Below are 16,796 nucleotides of genomic sequence, written 5' to 3' on the forward strand. Positions count from 1 at the left end.
CGTATCTGTGGACCTTCCGCCGAGGGACCGGCGAGCCGCTTCGTAGCTTCCTACCAGGGCCGGCCCACTCCTCCCCGACCCACGCCCCACGTGCGCCGGTACGACGTGCGGGGGGGGTGACCCCGTGGGCGCGGCGTGCCGGGCGCCGGTGGGGGCGCTCCCGCTCTCATGTGGCGGCCCGCTCCCGTACCTCGTCCGCGACCGACGCGTCGAGCGCGGCCCGCACCAGGCCGGCGGCCAGTGCCGCCACGTCCTCGGCGGCGACGAGGCGGGTCAGGTCATCCGGCCGCTCCGGCAGCCCCAGGCGTCGGGCGCCCCGGAGCGCCTTGGCGTCCAGGTAGGGCGCGACCTCTGGCCAGACGCGCTGCACCTCGCGCAGGAAGATGTCGGCGCCGGTCGGGCCGAGTCCCGGCACCTCCTGGAGCAGCGCGCGCAGCCGGTCCACGTCGCCGTCGGCCGCGCGGCGCATGCGGCGCAGGTCGCCGCCGTAGCGCTCGCGCAACAGCTCGGCGCCCTCGCCGAGCTGGGTGGCGGTGCGTTCGTCGTAACGGCGGTAGCCACCCTCGCCGAGCGCGTCCACCCGCCGCTGCCAGCTCGCGTCCGCCATCCGGCGCGGACCGCGCAGCCCCGCCTCGGTCAGGGAGCGGGCCGTGGCGAGCGCCACGGACGCCCTGACGGGCGCGCTCATCAGGTCGACCAGGACCAGGAGCTGGTACAGCGGCTGCGGTGTGTCCCGCAGTCGGATGCCCGCCTCGGCGGCGAAGGTCCGGCCGTGGGTGTCGAGCAGGGCCCGCACGGTGGCCCGCTCCTCGGGGGGTCGTCGGCGGGTCGTCGTCATGGTTCCTCCCGCCCGCTGCGGTGGTCCCGTCTCGCCGTGGGTCTCAGCGGCCGACGGCCCGGGCGAGCTGGTCCTTGTTCATCGACGAGCGGCCCTCGACGCCCTTGCGCCGGGCCTCCTCGTACAACTGGTCGCGGGTGGGCCCGGCCGCGCCGCTGTGCGAGCGCTTGCCGCCGCGTCGGCCCGAGGAGATGTCCTGGGTCGAGGTGCGGCTGGCCGTGGCGGCCTCGCCGGAGCGCGCGCGTTCCTTGTTCACGGTCCTGGCGGCGATCTCCTTGGCCCGCTTGGTGCTCGCGCCGCGCTCCTGCTGGCTCTCCTTGATCTTCTCGTACTGCCGCTCGCGCTTGTCGCTCGAACCTCGGGGCATCGGGTCGGCCCTCCTCGGGTCGTCGGGGGCGGGCCTTCGGGGCCCGCCCTGTCTCCAGTGGGGACAGTTGCTCGTCCGCTCGTCTCGGGGTGGCACGGCCGGCCGTGTGACGTCACGCGTCAGCTCCGGCCGCGCACACCGCGACCCTTCCCCGGTTACCCGAGAGTGCCCGGACAAACCGGCCACCTCGGGCGAGCCGTACGCCCCGGGGGTCAGGTTTCCGCACGCCACCAGCGGCTACCCGGCCAGCCGGACGGGGACCGTCACACGTGCCGAGGAGACCGCATGACGACGTACGGCGCCTTCCTGCCCTGCGAGGAACACGGGCCACGGGAGCTGGTCGAGCAGGCGCGGATGGCCGAGCAGGCGGGGTTCACCTCGCTGTGGCTCTCGGACCACTTCCATCCGTGGAACGACGCCCAGGGCCAGAGCCCCTTCGTGTGGTCGGTGATCGGGGCGCTGTCCGAGGCCACGTCCCTGCCGGTCCAGACGGCCGTCACCTGCCCGACCGTACGGCTGCACCCGGCCATCACGGCGCAGGCCGCGGCCACCAGCGCCGTGCAGCTCGGCGGCGGATTCCGACTCGGCGTGGGCAGCGGCGAGGCACTCAACGAACACGTCCTGGGCGACCGCTGGCCCCCGGCGGCCGTCCGGCTGGCCATGCTGGAAGAGGCCGTCCACGTGATGCGCATGCTCTTCACGGGCGAGGAGGTCACCCACCACGGCACGTACTACACGGTGGAGAACGCCCGGCTCTACACGGTCCCCGAGGAGCCCGTGCCCATCGACGTCTCCGGCTTCGGGCCGGCGGCCACCGAGCTCGCCGGGCGGATCGGCGACGGCTACGTGACCATGGCGCCCTCCGTCGACTCCGTCGAGCGCTTCCGGCGCGCGGGCGGCGGCGCCAAGCGCGTACAGGGCGGGCTGAAGGTGTGCTGGGGCCCGGACCGCGAGCGGGCCGTGGACACGGCGCACCGGCTGTGGTCGAGCGAGCAGTTGCCGGGCGAGCTGCCCCAGGTGCTGCCGACACCGAGCCACTTCGAGCAGGCCACGACGCTGGTGCCGCGCGAGCGGATCGCCGGGAACGTGCCGTGCGGCGACGACGTGGACGCCCACGTCGCGGCCGTCACCGCCTACGTGGACGCCGGATTCGACACCGTGCACATCAGCCAGATCGGCCCCGACCAGCGCGGATTCTTCGACTTCTACCGCACCAGGGTCCTGCCCCAGCTTCCGGCCTGAGCCGCCGCCGGCCCCGCCCGCTGGGCCCGCCCGCCAGCGGTCGGCCCGCCGGTGCGACCGACCGGGACCGCCCGATCGTGTTCCGTTCGATCACGGCGGGGCACCCGGGTCGGGAGTCGCCCGACACCCGTGACCGCAAGGAGGCACCATGCGTCTCTCGCTTCTTCGTCCGACCCTCTCGTACGAGGGCCCCTGGGCTTCGGTCTACGCCGACACCTCGCACGCCACCGAGGACGCGGCCAAGCGCCAGGAGCTGGCGGCCCGCGCCGTGACGCAGGAGCTCGCCGACCTCGGCACGCCCGCCGCGACCCGCGACGCGGTCCACCGGGCCCTGCTCACCAGCCCGGAACCGGGCCCGATCGGCAGGCCCCCGGCGTCGGGCAAGCGCACCGGGCGCGCCGTCTTCGCCACGAACGGCGAGGTCGTCGTCGACGTGCCACTGCCGGGGCCGCCGACCAGCCCGCTGACCACGTGGTCGGCGCTGCCCAGGCTGACGCCGCTGCTGAGCGCCGTCGGCGACCCGACGCCGTGCCTGGTGGCGTACGTGGACCACACCGGAGCCGACTTCGAGGTGCGCGACGACGCCGGCCAGCGCGAGAGCGGGCAGGTCGAGGGGGCCGACTGGCCGGTGCGCAAGACCGCGTCGGCCGACTGGTCCGAGCGGCACTTCCAGGCGGCGGTCGAGAACACCTGGGAGCGGAACGCGGCCGAGATCGCCGACGCCGCCCAGCGGATGTGGGAGCGCTGCGGTGCCGAGGTGATGTTGCTGGTCGGCGACGCCCGGGAGCGCAAGGCCGTGCGCGAGCGGCTGCCCGAGCCGCTGCGCGCGGTGACCGCCGAGAGCGAGCACGGCGCGCGCCCCACCGGCTCCGGCAGCGAGCGACTCGAACGCGACATCGCCCAGGTACGCGCCGCGCACGAGAGCGAACGCCTGACCCGGACACTGGACCGCTACCACGCCGGCCAGCACGACGACGGCACCGCGCACGCGGTCGCGGGGGTGCCGGCGCTGGTCGAGGCGGCCCGCGAGCACCAGATCGAGACGCTGCTGGTCGCGCCGGCGGGACAGGACGCCGGGCGCGAGGTGTGGATCGGTCCGGGCAGCGACCAACTGGCCGTACGGGGGAGTGAGCTGCAGTACCTGGGGGCGGTGAACCCGGCACCGGCGCGCGCGGACGACGCGCTGTTGCGCGCGGCCATCGCCGGCGGGGCCGAGGCTGTCGCCGTCAGCGATCCCGCCCTGGCCCCGGCGGGCGGACTCGGCGCGCTCCTGCGCTGGCCCGCCAGCCCGCACTGAGCGAGGACGCGACCGAGCCGCTCGGCGCGATACCGCCGCCGACGCGGCACCCCGCCGACCGGGCCCGCCTCCCGGGCGAGGACACAGGAGGCGGGCCCGCCGCGGGTCCACGACCCTCGCCCCGCCCCCCGCCCGCCCGCCGGCCGGACCCGTCAGCCCTCCCCCGCGCCCTCGGCGGCCAGCCCCGCCATCAGGACGCGCAGCCCGAACTCGAAACGGGCGTCGAAGTCGACAAAGCGATGCATCGGGGTGGCCGCGAGGTGGGGATAGCGCCCCTCGCGCGCCAGGGTGTCGAGCAGCTCCACCTCGCCACCGGTGGCGCCCTGCTGTTCCAGCACCTCGCCGAGGACGTAGCTGAAGAGCGTGGTGACGGCCCACAGGGCCGCCTCGGGTGCGAGGTCGGCCTCCTCCCCCAGGATCGTCAGCAGGGTCTCGGCGAGGGCGAGCGTGGGCTCGTTGACCGTGTAGGTCCCGCCGACGACGCGGGCCCCGTCCCGCTGCGCCAGCAGCGTCGCGCGCAGCGCCCGGGCCAACGCCGAGGCGCGTCGCGGCCAGGCGCCCTCGGGCAGTTCGGCCCGCTCCAGCACGTCCCCCAGCAACGCCTCGGCCATCTCGTCGAGCAACGCCCGCTTGTTGTCGAACAGCCGGTAGAGCGTGGGGAGTTGTACCTCCAGGCTGGTGGCCAGCCTGCGCATCGTCAGCGACTCCAGGCCGCCGGAATCCACCAGCGCGAGCGCCGCCCGCGCCACCGCCCGCGCCCGCAGCGGCGACCTGGCACGCCCCGCGCCTTCCCGAGTTCCCGTTGACACGTTAACAACGTTATCACTACCGTGAATTCAGTGACGTTAACAATGTTAAACGCATTGCGGGGTGTTCTATGCTGAACGAGGCCCCGGCCCGCTCGCGCCCCCGGGCGGTCGAGTCGGCCATGGTGGTACGGCAGTTGCGGTGGGAGGCGGCGGGCGTGGTCTCCGTCGAGCTGTGCGCCGCCGACGGGCGGGACCTGCCGCCCTGGCGGCCCGGCGCCCATGTCGAACTGGTCCTGCCGACCGGCATCGCCCGCCCGTACTCGCTGTGCGGCGCCGTGGAGGACCGCTCCCGGTACCGCATCGGGGTGCTCCGCGAGCGCGCCGGCCGAGGCGGCTCGGAGTACGTGCACGCCTTCCTGCGCCCGGGACAGCCGGTGCGCGTGCGCGGCCCCCGGGACAACTTCGGCTTCGGTCCGGCACCGGCGTACGTGTTCGTCGCGGGAGGCATCGGCATCACCCCGATCCTGCCGATGGTGCGGGAGGCCGAGCGGCTGGGCGTGCCGTGGCGGCTCGCGTACGGCGGTCGGACGGCCGCCTCGATGGCCTTCCTCGACGAACTGGCCCCCTACGCCGGGCGCGTGTGGCGCTACCCCGCCGACCGGACCGGCCGCATCCCGCTGGGCGAGTGGCTGGAGCGACCACGCCCCGGCACCGCCCTGTACGCCTGCGGACCGGAGTCCCTGCTGAGCGCGATCGAGGAGGGAAGCGCGCACTGGGAGCGGGGCGCCGTGCGCATGGAGCGCTTCGCGGCGCGGCCCCGACCACAGGCGCCGCGCGCGGAGGTCGAGGTGGTGTGCGCGCGCTCGGACCGGACGGTGACCGTGCCGCCCGACCGCTCCGTCCTCGGCGCGCTGGAGGCCGCCGGCGTACCGGTGACCGGCTCCTGCCGGGAGGGCGTGTGCGGTACGTGTGAGACCCGGGTGCTCGACGGCGTTCCCGACCACCGCGACGACATCCTCACGGCGGACGAACGCGAGGCGGGCGACCGGATGTACCCCTGCGTCTCGCGCGCCCGCGGCCCCCGGCTGGTGCTCGATGTCTGAGCCGCCCCGCGCGGGGGCCGGCCGCGCCCCGTGGACACGAGAAGGAGGACGACCGTGACCGAGGACCCCACCACCAGCCACCGCCGCGCCGCCCCTGGGCGCACCGCCGCCGACGACTACCCGTCGATCGACCTGGCCCGGATACGCGAGGTGCTGGGCCACCCGACGCCGTTCATCGCGGAGAAGAAGGAGCCCTATCTCGGCGAGTTCAGTACGCGCTTCATCGCGCACAGCACGTTCCGCGTGGTGGCCAGCGCCGACGAGAACGGGCGACTGGACACCAGCCCCAAGGGCGACCCACCGGGTTCGGTGCGGGTACTCGACCCGTGGACACTGGCGTTGCCGGAGCGCCCCGGCAACCGGCTCGCCGACACCTTCGAGAACATCTGCCGCAACCCGGCGGTGGGCCTGGCGTTCTTCGTGCCCGGCGTGCGCGAGGTGCTGCGGGTCAACGGGGACGCCTTCGTCACCGACGACCCCGACCTGCTGGAGCGGCTCGGCGCCGAGGGCAGGCCGGCCGAGCTCGCCACGATCGTGCGCGTGCGCGAGGTGTTCGGGCAGTGTGGGAAGGCCGTGGTCCGCGCCCGGCTGTGGGAGGGCGACGCACGCCACCTGGCTGACGCCCTCACCCTGGGCGGCAGCTTCGCCGGCCTGACCGTGGCGGAGAACGCCGGCAAGCTGGCCCGCTCCCTGGGCGCCCAGGTGTCCACCCTGGAGGCCACGCTGGAAGACCACTACACGCACGGCCTCTACTGACCCCGAGCACCCGCCCCGGACGCGGCCCCCGCCGCCACCCCGGGGCGGGGCCGGCGCCGGCCGGGTCCGCCGGGCGCCCGCGGGCCCCGGCACGCCCGGGCCGGCGCCGGGGCAGCGAAAGCGCCCCTGCCGAAAGGTCAGGGGCGCGCGGTGTTCGCCGCCGGTGGCGGTACGGGGTGGGGCGACGCGCTAGCTCGCACCGTCCGGGTCGGCCCGGTCCAGCGCCGGGCGCGGCCCCGGGCCGGTCTCCAGGAGCAGGTAGTCCGCGACGGCGGTGTCCGTGACGAGGCTGGTCACCAGGCCGGAGCGGAGCACCGCGCCGATCGCCTCCGCCTTGCGCAGCCCGCCCGCGATGGCCACCACCTCGGGGATACGGCGCAACCGGTCCGCCTCCACCGTGATGCAGCGCTCTCCCAGGTCACGGCCGATGCGCCGGCCCTCGGTGTCGAAGAGGTGCGCCGACATCTCGGCGGCGGCGCCCAGCGAGGCGTACTGCGCCCGCTCCTCCTCGCTCAGCATGTCGTAGACGGTGGAGATGCCCGGCGCCCAGGAGCCGATGGACACGGCCGCCACCGTGACCTTGTCGAAGTAGTCGAAGGCGCGGGCGATGCCGGGTTGGCGGCGCAGCGCGGCGGCCGTCGCCGAGTCGGGCAGCAGCATCGGCGCGTAGATGGGGTGGGCCTCGCCGCCGGAGACGGCGGCGGCCCGGCGAACCGCCTCGACCGAGCCGCGCTCGGCCGTGCCCGCGTCGTAGACGCCGGTGAGCTGGACGACGGTGCACGGCGGCAGTCGGTGCAGGGCGGCGGCCGTGTTGATGGTGGAGCGGCCCCAGGCCAGGCCCAGCACGTCGCCCTCGGTGACCAGCTCGCCCAGCAGGTCGGCGGCCACCTCGCCGAGGTTCTCCGGGTCGGTGGGAGCGGACGTCGCGAGGCCGGCCGCGTCCTCCGGGCCGTCGGTCAGGGCCGCCGGCGCGGACTCCACCACCACCGCGTGCCGCAGTCCGTACCGGGCGCGCAGGGCGTCCGAACGCTCGGCGTCGAGCTCGGCCGGCACCCGGATCTCGATGCGCACCAGATCGCGGTCGAGCGCGGTCTCCAGCACCCGGGCCACCTTGAAGCGGCTGACGCCGAACTCCTCGGCGATTTGGATCTTGGACTTGCCTTCCAGGTAGAAGCGGCGCGCCATGGCCGCCGCCTGCACCAGCTCGGCGGGTCCCATCCGCGTGGCTGAACGGCCCGTCGACACCGCGTTCTCCTCACTGTTCACGTTCTGGACTCAACCGTCATCCTGTCAGAAACGGCGGTCCTTGGTTCGCCCTTTACCTTGGCGTTCACCAAGCCGTGGCTCAGTGTCCGCATGCCCAGCCGGCGGTGGTGGTCGCCTGCTGGGCCTGGGCGCGCAGTCGGCGCACCGCGTCGGCCGGATCGTTCGCGCCGTACACGGCGGAGCCGGCGACGAACACGTCCGCGCCCGCCTCAGCACAGCGTTCAATGGTCGAAGACGAAACCCCGCCGTCCACTTGCAGCCACATCTGGAGCCCGTGCCGTGCGATCAGCTCCCGGGTACGGCGGATCTTCGGCAGCATGATGTCGAGGAACGCCTGGCCGCCGAAGCCGGGCTCGACCGTCATGACCAGCAGCATGTCGAGTTCGGGCAGCAGGTCCTCGTACGGCTCGATGGGCGTCGCGGGCCTGAGCGCCATGGCGGCGCGCGCGCCCTTGGCCCGGATCTCCCGCGCCAGCCGCACCGGCGCGCGCGCCGCCTCCACGTGGAAGGTCACCGACGAGGCCCCGGCCTCCACGTACTGCGGGGCCCAGCGGTCCGGGTCCTCGATCATCAGGTGACAGTCGAGCGGGACGCCCGACGCCTTGCCGAGCGACTCGACGACGGGCACGCCGAGCGTCAGGTTCGGCACGAAGTGGTTGTCCATGACATCGACGTGCAGCCAGTCGGCGCCGTCGGGCCCCGAGACGGCGCGGGCCTCCTCCGCCAGCCGGGAGAAGTCGGAGGAGAGGATGCTGGGACTGATCTGAACGGCCATGCCGCCAAGCCTGCCACGCCCCCCGCCCACCGGCGGACCCGGGACCACCGGGCGGGCCCCGCCGCCCGCTCGGGAATGGCCAGGGCCGCCCCGGTCGCCGGGGACAGGCGTGCCGTGCGGCCGCGACGAGCGGGAGGCAGCCGTGGGACTCGACGCCGTAGCGTCGCCGTCCACAGGTCGGGCCGGGTTCGCACCGGCCCGGATACCGCCGCCGCGCTCGATCACATCGCCGAACGCCGCCCCCGGCCGACCCCGGACCCCGCCCCGGTCGAGCGGCGGGGGTCCGGCCCGCCCGCCGCACGCCACGGGCCGCCGCGCCGCGTCGGGTTCAGCCGCGCGGCGGCGGCGCTCACGCCGTGCGCCGCAGCAGCGCCAGGTACATCGCGTCCGTGCCGTGCAGGTGGGGCCAGAGCTGCACGTCGGGACCCTCGCCCAGGGCGGGGACGTCGGGCAGCAGAGGGCGGGCGTCGATCCACTGGGCACCGGGGGTGGCTTTGAGAACGTCGTCCACCACGGCGCGGGTCTCGGCCAGGTGCGGCGAGCACGTCACGTACGCGACCACGCCGCCCACCCGCGCCGCCGCCAGCGCCTCCCGCAGCAGCCCGCGCTGGAGCGGGGCGAAGCCCTCCAGGTCGGCCGGCTTGCGCCGCCAGCGTGCCTCGGGTCGGCGACGCAGGGCGCCCAGGCCGGTGCACGGCACGTCCACCAGGACCCGGTCGAAGGAGCCGGGCCGCCACACCGGGCGCGTGCCGTCGGCGGTGACGACCTGGTACGGGCCCGGGTTGCCGGCCAGCGCGCGGGCCACCAACCTGGCCCGGTGCGGCTGCTTCTCCGCCGCCAGCACGGCCGCGCCGCGCTCGGCGGCGAGCGCGGCCAGCAGCGCGGCCTTGCCGCCGGGGCCCGCGCAGCCGTCGAGCCAGCGCGCGTCCGCGCCCTCGACGGGCGCGTTCGCCAGCGCGGTGGCCACCAGTTGGCTGCCCTCGTCCTGTACGCCGGCCCGGCCCTCGCGGACCGCGTCCAGCGCGCCGGGCTCGCCGCCTTCGACCAGCCGCACCGCGTACGGCGACCAGCGGCCGAGCAGAGCGCGGTCCGCGCCCGCCGAGGCCAGCAGCTCCTCCGCGCTGGCCCGCCCGGGGCGGGCGACCAACGTGACCTCGGGGCGCTCGTTGTCGGCCGCGAGCAGGTCCTCGATACCGGCCCGGCCGCCGCCCAGCGCGTCCCACAGCGCGGAGACCACCCAGCGCGGGTGGGCGTGCATGACCCCCAGGTGCGCCTCGGGGTCGTCGTCGTAGGGCGGGGCGACGCGGCGCAGCCAGCCGTCCAGATCGTCCGCGGCGATCTTCCGGAGTACGGCGTTGACGAACTTGGCCCGCCCGTCCCCCAGCACGACACGCGCCAGCTCCACGGTGGCACTGACCGCCGCGTGCGTGGGGATACGGGTACCCAGGAGCTGGTGTGCCCCCAGGCTGAGCACGTCGAGCACCGGCGGGTCCACCTCGCGCAGCGGACGGTCCACGCACTCGGCGATGATCTCGTCGTAGGTGCCCTGCCAGCGCAGCGTGCCGTAGACCAGCTCGGTCGCCAGGGCGGCGTCCCGCGCGTCGAAGGCGCCCCCTTCTCTGGCCTTGCGCAGCAGCGGGGGCAGCACGAGGTTGGCGTAGGCGTCACGCTCATCGACGGCCCGCAGCGCCTCGAAGGCCAGCACCCGCACGGGGTCCTTCTTCGGTCGGCGGTAGGGCTTGGCGGGACGGCGGCGATCGTTCACGAAAGGTGCTCCGGAGCTGGGAAGACGAACCCTCCCAGCGTACGTCCCACGACGGCGCACGCGCGCTGCGCGCCCCACCCCTCCGTCCCACCCCCACCGGACCTGCCACGACGGCGCGCCAGCCCTGCGAACGGGTAACCCGCGGCAGGGCGTGGCCGCCCCACGCGAGCGGCGCCCGCCCGCGCACCGGAGCGGGTCGGGGGCGCGAACAGGCCACGCCCCCCGGCCCGTTGGCCACCCGCGCCACCTCGGGGTGGTCCCGGCCGCGGCGACGGGTCGCCCGAGCTCCCCGCCGGGTTCGGCCCGTACGCCGCGCTCCCTCGCCGCCGTCCGGCTCCAGCCCTCGCCCACCGCCGGGTCGGGCCGCGCGTACGGGCCCGGGGAGTGGGCCACGCCCCGCGTCGCTACGCCTCGAACCGCTCCCCCGCCGCGATGCGCACCCCGCGCGCCCAGTCCGCGCCGGCCATCGGCTTCTTGCCCTGCGGCTGCACCCACAGCAGTTCCACGGCGTGACTGCCGGTGCCGGCGAACACGGCGTTCTTCGTCGCGGCCAGTTCGCCCGGCGCGAGGTCGGTGCGCTCGGTGTCCAGGCGTACGGACATCACCTTCAGCCGCTCCCCGCGAAAGAGCGTCCAGGCGCCGGGGGCCGGGGCGCAGCCGCGCACCACCCGGTCCACGCGCAGCGCGGGCGCCGCCCAGTCGAGCCGCGCGTCCTCCACCTCGATCTTCGGCGCGAGCGAGACGCCTTCGGCGGGCTGCGGCACCGGGTGCAGGGTGCCGTCCTCGATGCCGTCCATCGTCGCCGCGAGCAGCCCGGAGCCGGCGAACGCGAGCCGGGTGAGCAGGTCGCCGCTGGTGTCGGTGGGGCGGACCACCTCGGTCAACACCCCGTACACCGGGCCGGAGTCCAGGCCCCGTTCGATCAGGAAGGTGGACGCGCCGGTCATCTCGTCCCCGGCGAGCACGGCGTGCTGCACCGGAGCCGCGCCCCGCCAGGCGGGCAGCAGCGAGAAGTGCAGGTTGACCCAGCCCCGGGCCGGGATGTCCAGGGCGACCTGGGGCAGCAGCGCCCCGTAGGCCACCACCGGACAGCAGTCGGGAGCGATCTCCCGCAGCCTGGCCAGGAACTCCTCGTCCCGTGGCCTGGCCGGCTTGAGCACCTCGACACCGGCCTCCTCGGCGCGCTGCGCCACCGGGCTCGCGACCAGGCGTCGACCGCGCCCGGCCGGCGCGTCGGGCCGGGTGACCACGGCCACGACCTCGTGCCGGTCTGACGCGAGCAAAGCGTCCAGGGCGGGTACGGCGACCTCGGGGGTACCGGCGAAGACGAGCCTCATGTCTGGCGGACTACCTCTCACACGCTGCGGAACGGCGCCCCAGTCTAGGCCGCCGCGCGTCGAAGGGCCGGGCGCCCGGCCCCGTTCGACCCGACCCGATCAGGGGGCGTACGCGACCGGGCTCGCGCGCCCCGGACCGTGACCACGAGGGCGGCTGTCGCGTTGGTCAAGTCAGATTGACCGAATCGGGCCGCTCCAGCGGCCCGATCCTTTTCCCTAGCGACTTCAACGCCGGTTCGAGAGGCTTGTTCATGGCCGACCACGCAACCCACGACGCCCAGGCTCGGGCCAGCCTGCATCTGCTGGTCCGGGACATCGAGCGGGTCCGGCGGCAGGTGGACGCACTGCGTACCCTCACCGCCCAGCTCGGCAACGTCTACCGCCCGCGACGCACCAGCCCGTCCGCGGGCTTCGTCGTCTACGGGCGGGCACCAGCCCCCACGGTACGGCTGGCGCAGGAGCTGCGGGACAGCATCGAGACGCTGGTGACGGCCGCGGTGGACTTCGACCGCTCGCTGGGCTTCTCGTGGGACGCGGTGGGTTCGGCGCTCGGCGTCACCAAGCAGGCGGTGCACCGACGCTACGGCAGCCGCCGCTCCACGACGACCGCCGACGGCGGCGAGGCGTTGCGCACGGTCGAGCGCCCCTCGGACGCGACGCCGATCGTTCCCGCCGCCCGCTCGGTGCCCTCGCTCCCCGCCGCCGCTCCGGCCCCGGCCCCGGTGCTGCGTGAGGACGCCCGGTCGGGTGCGCTGCCCGGACCCCGCAACGGCTGACCGACAGCACCCGCGCTTCCTCCCTCACTGGCCCGGCGGCCCACCACCCGCCGGGCCAGCGCGGTGCGGGCCCCGCCCGCGCCGGGGCGCGGACACCGCCCGGCCCACCGACACGCGCCGCGCCCTCGCCCGACCCCACTCGCCCGGCCCACCACGTACGCCCCCGCCCCGCCGACACAGGCCACGAACCCAACCGCCAAGCGTCCCCCACTCGCTCCTCCCCCGGGGCTCACGACCTGGAGCCGCTCCCACCCGCCGCGCCATCACGGCACTCCACGCTCCGGGCTCCCGGGCCTCGGCCTGGTCGCCTCGGCTACGCTCCGAGCCGTCTCGCTCCTCGGCCGCTCGCCACCTCAGCGGCACGCCGCCCCCGCCGTCGCACCGCGTACGCCCGCACGCTCGCGCCCCTCGGCAGCGACCCCGCCCCCGTGCGCGCGCACGGCCGGGCCCGCCCCACCACGCGGCCTCGGCATCGGACCGCCCGCCGCCTCGCTCCGGGTCCCCACCCCGAACCCCGCGCGGCCCCGCCGACCGGCGGGCGTCGCCCGCCAGCCAGGGCGCGGCACCGGGCGGGCAGAGCACGCCGTGGGTGGGTCACCCGATGTCGGGCGGGTCCACTCGCACCCAGACCGGCTCACCCTGCCGGCGCGTCAGCCGCTGGGCCTGCGCCGCCTTGAGGGCGTGCGCCAGCGCGGCGCCCTGCCCCGGGCGCACCCGGACCAGGGCCCGCTCCCACGCGCCGGACTCCACGGGCTCCCCGAGCCGGGGGGCCGGGCGCGGAGTGTCGCTCGCGCGGGCCGGGCCCGGGCGCGGGTCCGTGGCCGGCACCGGGCCCAGGACCTCGGCCGTCTCAGGCAGCGTGACCAGCCGCAGCAGATCGGCGACCGCCGCCGGTGGGCCGGACACCGCCGCCATCCGGGAGACCGGCGGAAAGCCCAGTTCAGCGCGCTCGGCCAGCTCCCGGGCCGCGTGCCCGGCCGGGTCCCAGCGCACCAGGGCCTGCACGGGGCGCAGCGTCGGCTCGGCCATGACGGTCACCACTCCCCCCGCCTCCTGCCCGCGCACCAGGGTCGCCGCCGTCAGCCAGCGCCGGAGCGCCTCCTCGCTCGCCCGCAGGTCGGGGCGGGAGAGCAGGGCCCACCCGTCGAGCAGCAGGGCCGCCGCGTACCCCGGGCCCTCGGGGACGGGCTCGGCGCCCGGAGTGGCGACGACCAGCGCGGGGCGGTCGGGCACGCTCTCGCGTATGTGGTCGCGGCCGGAGGCCAGCACCGGCACATCGGGAAAGGCCCGGCCGAGCTCCTCGGCCGTGCGCTGGGCGCCGACGATCTGGGCGCGCGGGCGCCGCCCGCCGCACTCGGCGCAGTGCCAGTCGGGCACCTCGACCCCGCACCAGCCGCAGCACAGCGCGACACCGGCCGCCGGCGCCTGGAGCGGTCCCTGGCAGCGCCCGCAGCGTGCCGGCGTACGGCAGTTCTCGCAGGCCAGTCGGGGTACGTAGCCGCGTCGGGGGACCTGCACCAGGACCGGGCCGTGGCGCAGCCCCTCGCGCGCGGTCTGCCAGGCGAGGCTGGGCAGCCGGGCCGCGCGGGCCGCGCCGTCCCGGCCCAACTGCTCGTCGCCCACCGTGCGGATGAGCGGGGCGGCGCTCCGGGCCACCTCGCGCTCGGCGGCCAGCGGCAGCGCCCACCGGGTCTCCACGAGCTGGGCCGCCTCGACGGTACGGCTGACGCTGCCCAGCAGGAACGCCGTGCGCTCGTGGGCGCTGCGCAGCAGCAGCACCTCGCGCGCGTGCGGTTGCGGCGCGTGCCGCTCGCTGTGGTTGCTGTCGCCGTCCTCCCAGATCGCGACGAGGCCCAGCCGGTGCACGGGGGCGAACATCGCGGCGCGGGTGCCGACCACGGCCCGCAGCGCGCCACGGTTGATCGCCAACCAGCGGCGGTAGCGCTCCTCGGGGCCGCTGTCGGCGGTGAGCAGCACGTGCCGGCCGGCGCCGAGCAGCGCGGCGAGCGCGGCGTCCACGCGGGCGGCGCTGCGACCGTCAGGCATGACGGCGAGCGCGCCCCGGCCGGCGGCGAGCGTGGCGGCCATGGCCGTGGCCAGCTCGGACGGCCAGTTCGGCCCGGGCAGCGCGGTCCACACCGCGCGCGGGGCGTCTCCCCTGGCCAGGGCGTGCAGGAAGCTCGGCCCGTGCGGATAGCGCGTCCAGCTTCCGGGCTCGGGCGGCGCGGGCGGCGGCAGCGGCGCGGGCGAGGGCTGGGCCTCCACCCGGGCGTGCCGCTGGGGCACGGCGAGCTGGAGCACGTCGGCGAGGGAGCCCGCGTACCGGTCGGCGACCATGCGGCACACCGTGAGCAGCCCGGGGCCCAGGGCCAGCTCGGGCGAGAGGACCTGGGCGATGGCGGCGAGCGGGCCCTGGTAGTCGGACTCGGCCACGCGCTCCAGGATGTAGCCGTCCAGGAGTCCGCCGCCCTCCCGACGCCCGCCGCGCACCTGGCCGGTGCCGGCGCCGAACCGCACCCGCACCCGCACTCCGGGCTGCGCCACGGCGTCCAGGTCGGCCGGGACCGCGTAGTCCCAGAGCTTGTCCAGGTGCACCGGTCCCTTGTCGACGAGCACCCGCGCCACGGGCCGCTCCCCGGCCAGCGGGGCACCGCGCCAGGTGCGCGGCTTGGCCTTGGGCGGCTTGGTCTTGCGCACGGTCTCGCGGATCAGCGCGAGCTGCTCACCGGCCCCGTCTCCCGGCGCCCCCTGCCCCGCAGCGCGTGTGTCCCGCGCGCGCGAGGCGTCACCAGCCGCCCCGCCGGCGCGCCCCACGCGCTGCGGTTGGTCCTCCGGCTGACCGTTCTCGCTGCTCACAGCATCAGTCTTAGCAGACGGCACCGACAGGGGGCGGGGCGCTCGCGCCGTGACCACGCCGGGCTCCGAGGCCACCGGCCGGCGCGGTCCGGGCCCGCACGCACGCGGCCCCGGACCCGTCGGGTCCGGGGCCGCGCCGAAGCGGGTGTCGGTGGTTACAGGCCGGCGGCCTGACGCAGCGCGTCCACGCGGTCCGTGCGCTCCCAGGTGAAGTCCGGCAGCGCGCGGCCGAAGTGGCCGTACGCGGCGGTCTGGGCGTAGATCGGGCGCAGCAGGTCCAGGTCGCGGATGATGGCGGCCGGGCGCAGGTCGAAGACCTGGGTGATGGCCTGCTCGATGCGCTCGGCGTCGACCGTGGCGGTGCCGAAGGTCTCGACGAAGAGACCGACCGGCTCGGCCTTGCCGATCGCGTACGCCACCTGCACCTCGCAGCGCGAGGCGAGGCCGGCGGCGACCACGTTCTTGGCGACCCAGCGCATGGCGTACGCGGCCGAGCGGTCCACCTTGGACGGGTCCTTGCCGGAGAAGGCGCCGCCACCGTGGCGGGCCATGCCGCCGTAGGTGTCGATGATGATCTTGCGGCCGGTGAGGCCGGCGTCGCCCATCGGGCCGCCGATCTCGAAGCGCCCGGTCGGGTTGACCAGCAGACGGTAGCCCTCGGTCTCCAGCTTGATGCCGTCGTCCACCAGGGCCTTGAGCTCCGGCTCCACGACGAACTCGCGGATGTCGGGGGCGAGCAGCGAGTCCAGGTCGATGTCGGACGCGTGCTGGGAGGAGACGACCACGGTGTCCAGGCGGACGGCCTTCTCGCCGTCGTACTCGATGGTGACCTGGGTCTTGCCGTCCGGGCGCAGGTAGGGAATGGTCCCGTTCTTGCGCACGTCGGAGAGGCGACGCGAGAGCCGGTGCGCCAGGTGGATCGGCAGCGGCATCAGCTCGGGGGTCTCGTCACAGGCGTAGCCGAACATCAGCCCCTGGTCGCCCGCACCCTGCTTGTCGAGGTCGTCGTCCTTGTCCCCGGTGGAGGAGCCCTCGACGCGGGCCTCGTACGCGGTGTCGACACCCTGGGCGATGTCGGGCGACTGCGCGCCGATGGAGACGGAGACGCCACAGGAGGCTCCGTCGAAGCCCTTCTTGGACGAGTCGTACCCGATCTCAAGGATCTTGTTGCGCACGAGCGAGGCGATCGGCGCGTACGCCTTCGTGGTCACCTCACCGGCCACGTGCACCAGTCCGGTGGTGATCAGGGTCTCGACGGCGACCCGGGAGTGCGGGTCTTCCTTGAGGAGGGCGTCGAGGATGGTGTCGCTGATCTGGTCAGCGATCTTGTCAGGGTGGCCCTCGGTGACAGATTCCGAGGTGAACAGGCGGCGGGACACATCGCTCCCTGGGGTTGCAGCGGCTGCTGGCTGAGCATGGGCGGAGACGCACGGGAGCTGCGCCCGACGCGAATCCGAGGTCAGTTTATCGGTCGTTCTCGCCGATTGGGCCGCGTGTCTCGCAACACGGGCGCAGGGTGACTTGTCACACACACTTGCGTGGGGCGACATGGGGTATTCGGCGCCGGACTGGGGGATTGTTTTGCGCCGAATTTACGCCGTCTTCACACCATCCCTACCGGTCGCGACCGGCGCCCCCACCGCTGTGCGAGGTGGGGGCGCGGGGCTGG

14 protein-coding genes are annotated in these 16,796 nt (G+C 75.5%); 5 read left to right on the forward strand and 9 right to left on the reverse strand.

Annotation, left to right across the window (positions count from 1 at the left end):
- Positions 1-166 precede the first annotated feature (166 nt).
- Positions 167-838 (reverse strand): endonuclease, encoded by a 672-nt coding sequence (locus ACFVFR_RS01805; RefSeq protein ID WP_383697012.1) that lies wholly within the window; start codon positions 836-838, stop codon positions 167-169.
- Positions 839-881: 43 nt separating this feature from the next.
- Entirely contained in the window at positions 882-1,205 is a 324-nt protein-coding gene (locus tag ACFVFR_RS01810) for a plasmid stabilization protein (RefSeq protein ID WP_383697015.1), read from the reverse strand.
- Between the two features lie 285 nt (positions 1,206-1,490).
- On the opposite strand from ACFVFR_RS01810, the gene ACFVFR_RS01815 reads away from it, so the two are divergent.
- On the forward strand, positions 1,491-2,447 hold the full coding sequence (locus ACFVFR_RS01815; RefSeq protein WP_383697016.1) for an LLM class F420-dependent oxidoreductase: 957 nt from the start codon (positions 1,491-1,493) through the stop codon (positions 2,445-2,447).
- 148 nt (positions 2,448-2,595) lie between these two features.
- Positions 2,596-3,744, forward strand: coding sequence for a Vms1/Ankzf1 family peptidyl-tRNA hydrolase (locus ACFVFR_RS01820; RefSeq protein WP_383697019.1), 1,149 nt, complete (start codon positions 2,596-2,598; stop codon positions 3,742-3,744).
- Positions 3,745-3,896: 152 nt separating this feature from the next.
- On the opposite strand, the gene ACFVFR_RS01825 is transcribed toward ACFVFR_RS01820, so the two are convergent.
- Positions 3,897-4,553 (reverse strand): TetR/AcrR family transcriptional regulator C-terminal domain-containing protein, encoded by a 657-nt coding sequence (locus ACFVFR_RS01825; RefSeq protein ID WP_383697022.1) that lies wholly within the window; start codon positions 4,551-4,553, stop codon positions 3,897-3,899.
- A 68-nt stretch (positions 4,554-4,621) separates the two neighbouring features.
- On the opposite strand from ACFVFR_RS01825, the gene ACFVFR_RS01830 reads away from it, so the two are divergent.
- Positions 4,622-5,596, forward strand: coding sequence for a PDR/VanB family oxidoreductase (locus ACFVFR_RS01830; RefSeq protein ID WP_383697024.1), 975 nt, complete (start codon positions 4,622-4,624; stop codon positions 5,594-5,596).
- A 54-nt stretch (positions 5,597-5,650) separates the two neighbouring features.
- Positions 5,651-6,352 carry an MSMEG_1061 family FMN-dependent PPOX-type flavoprotein gene (locus ACFVFR_RS01835; RefSeq protein WP_383697026.1) on the forward strand — a complete coding sequence of 234 codons (702 nt, stop codon included), beginning with the start codon at positions 5,651-5,653 and terminating at the stop codon, positions 6,350-6,352.
- A gap of 189 nt (positions 6,353-6,541) precedes the next feature.
- Here ACFVFR_RS01835 and ACFVFR_RS01840 read toward each other — a convergent pair whose 3' ends face one another.
- The 4 genes from ACFVFR_RS01840 to fmt all read right to left on the reverse strand — a co-directional run bounded on the left by ACFVFR_RS01840 (position 6,542) and on the right by fmt (position 11,495).
- Positions 6,542-7,570, reverse strand: a complete 1,029-nt coding sequence (locus ACFVFR_RS01840) for a sugar-binding transcriptional regulator (protein ID WP_383697395.1) — start codon at positions 7,568-7,570, stop codon at positions 6,542-6,544.
- Between the two features lie 127 nt (positions 7,571-7,697).
- Positions 7,698-8,393 carry a ribulose-phosphate 3-epimerase gene (gene rpe, locus ACFVFR_RS01845; protein ID WP_383697028.1) on the reverse strand — a complete coding sequence of 232 codons (696 nt, stop codon included), beginning with the start codon at positions 8,391-8,393 and terminating at the stop codon, positions 7,698-7,700.
- Between the two features lie 349 nt (positions 8,394-8,742).
- Positions 8,743-10,158: an RsmB/NOP family class I SAM-dependent RNA methyltransferase gene (locus tag ACFVFR_RS01850; RefSeq protein WP_383697030.1), complete on the reverse strand. Its 1,416-nt coding sequence runs from the start codon at positions 10,156-10,158 to the stop codon at positions 8,743-8,745.
- A 404-nt stretch (positions 10,159-10,562) separates the two neighbouring features.
- Positions 10,563-11,495: a methionyl-tRNA formyltransferase gene (fmt, locus tag ACFVFR_RS01855; RefSeq protein WP_383697033.1), complete on the reverse strand. Its 933-nt coding sequence runs from the start codon at positions 11,493-11,495 to the stop codon at positions 10,563-10,565.
- 251 nt (positions 11,496-11,746) lie between these two features.
- Here fmt and ACFVFR_RS01860 point away from each other — a divergent pair, with 251 nt between their 5' ends.
- Entirely contained in the window at positions 11,747-12,271 is a 525-nt protein-coding gene (locus ACFVFR_RS01860) for a hypothetical protein (protein ID WP_383697035.1), read from the forward strand.
- A 594-nt stretch (positions 12,272-12,865) separates the two neighbouring features.
- Here ACFVFR_RS01860 and ACFVFR_RS01865 read toward each other — a convergent pair.
- Entirely contained in the window at positions 12,866-14,983 is a 2,118-nt protein-coding gene (locus ACFVFR_RS01865; RefSeq protein ID WP_383697397.1) for a primosomal protein N', read from the reverse strand.
- A gap of 299 nt (positions 14,984-15,282) precedes the next feature.
- Positions 15,283-16,506, reverse strand: a complete 1,224-nt coding sequence (gene metK, locus ACFVFR_RS01870; protein ID WP_383697037.1) for a methionine adenosyltransferase — start codon at positions 16,504-16,506, stop codon at positions 15,283-15,285.
- Between the last annotated feature and the right edge of the window lie 290 nt (positions 16,507-16,796).

This window comes from Streptomyces sp. NPDC057702 (assembly GCF_042799315.1).
Classification (GTDB): domain Bacteria; phylum Actinomycetota; class Actinomycetes; order Streptomycetales; family Streptomycetaceae; genus Streptomyces.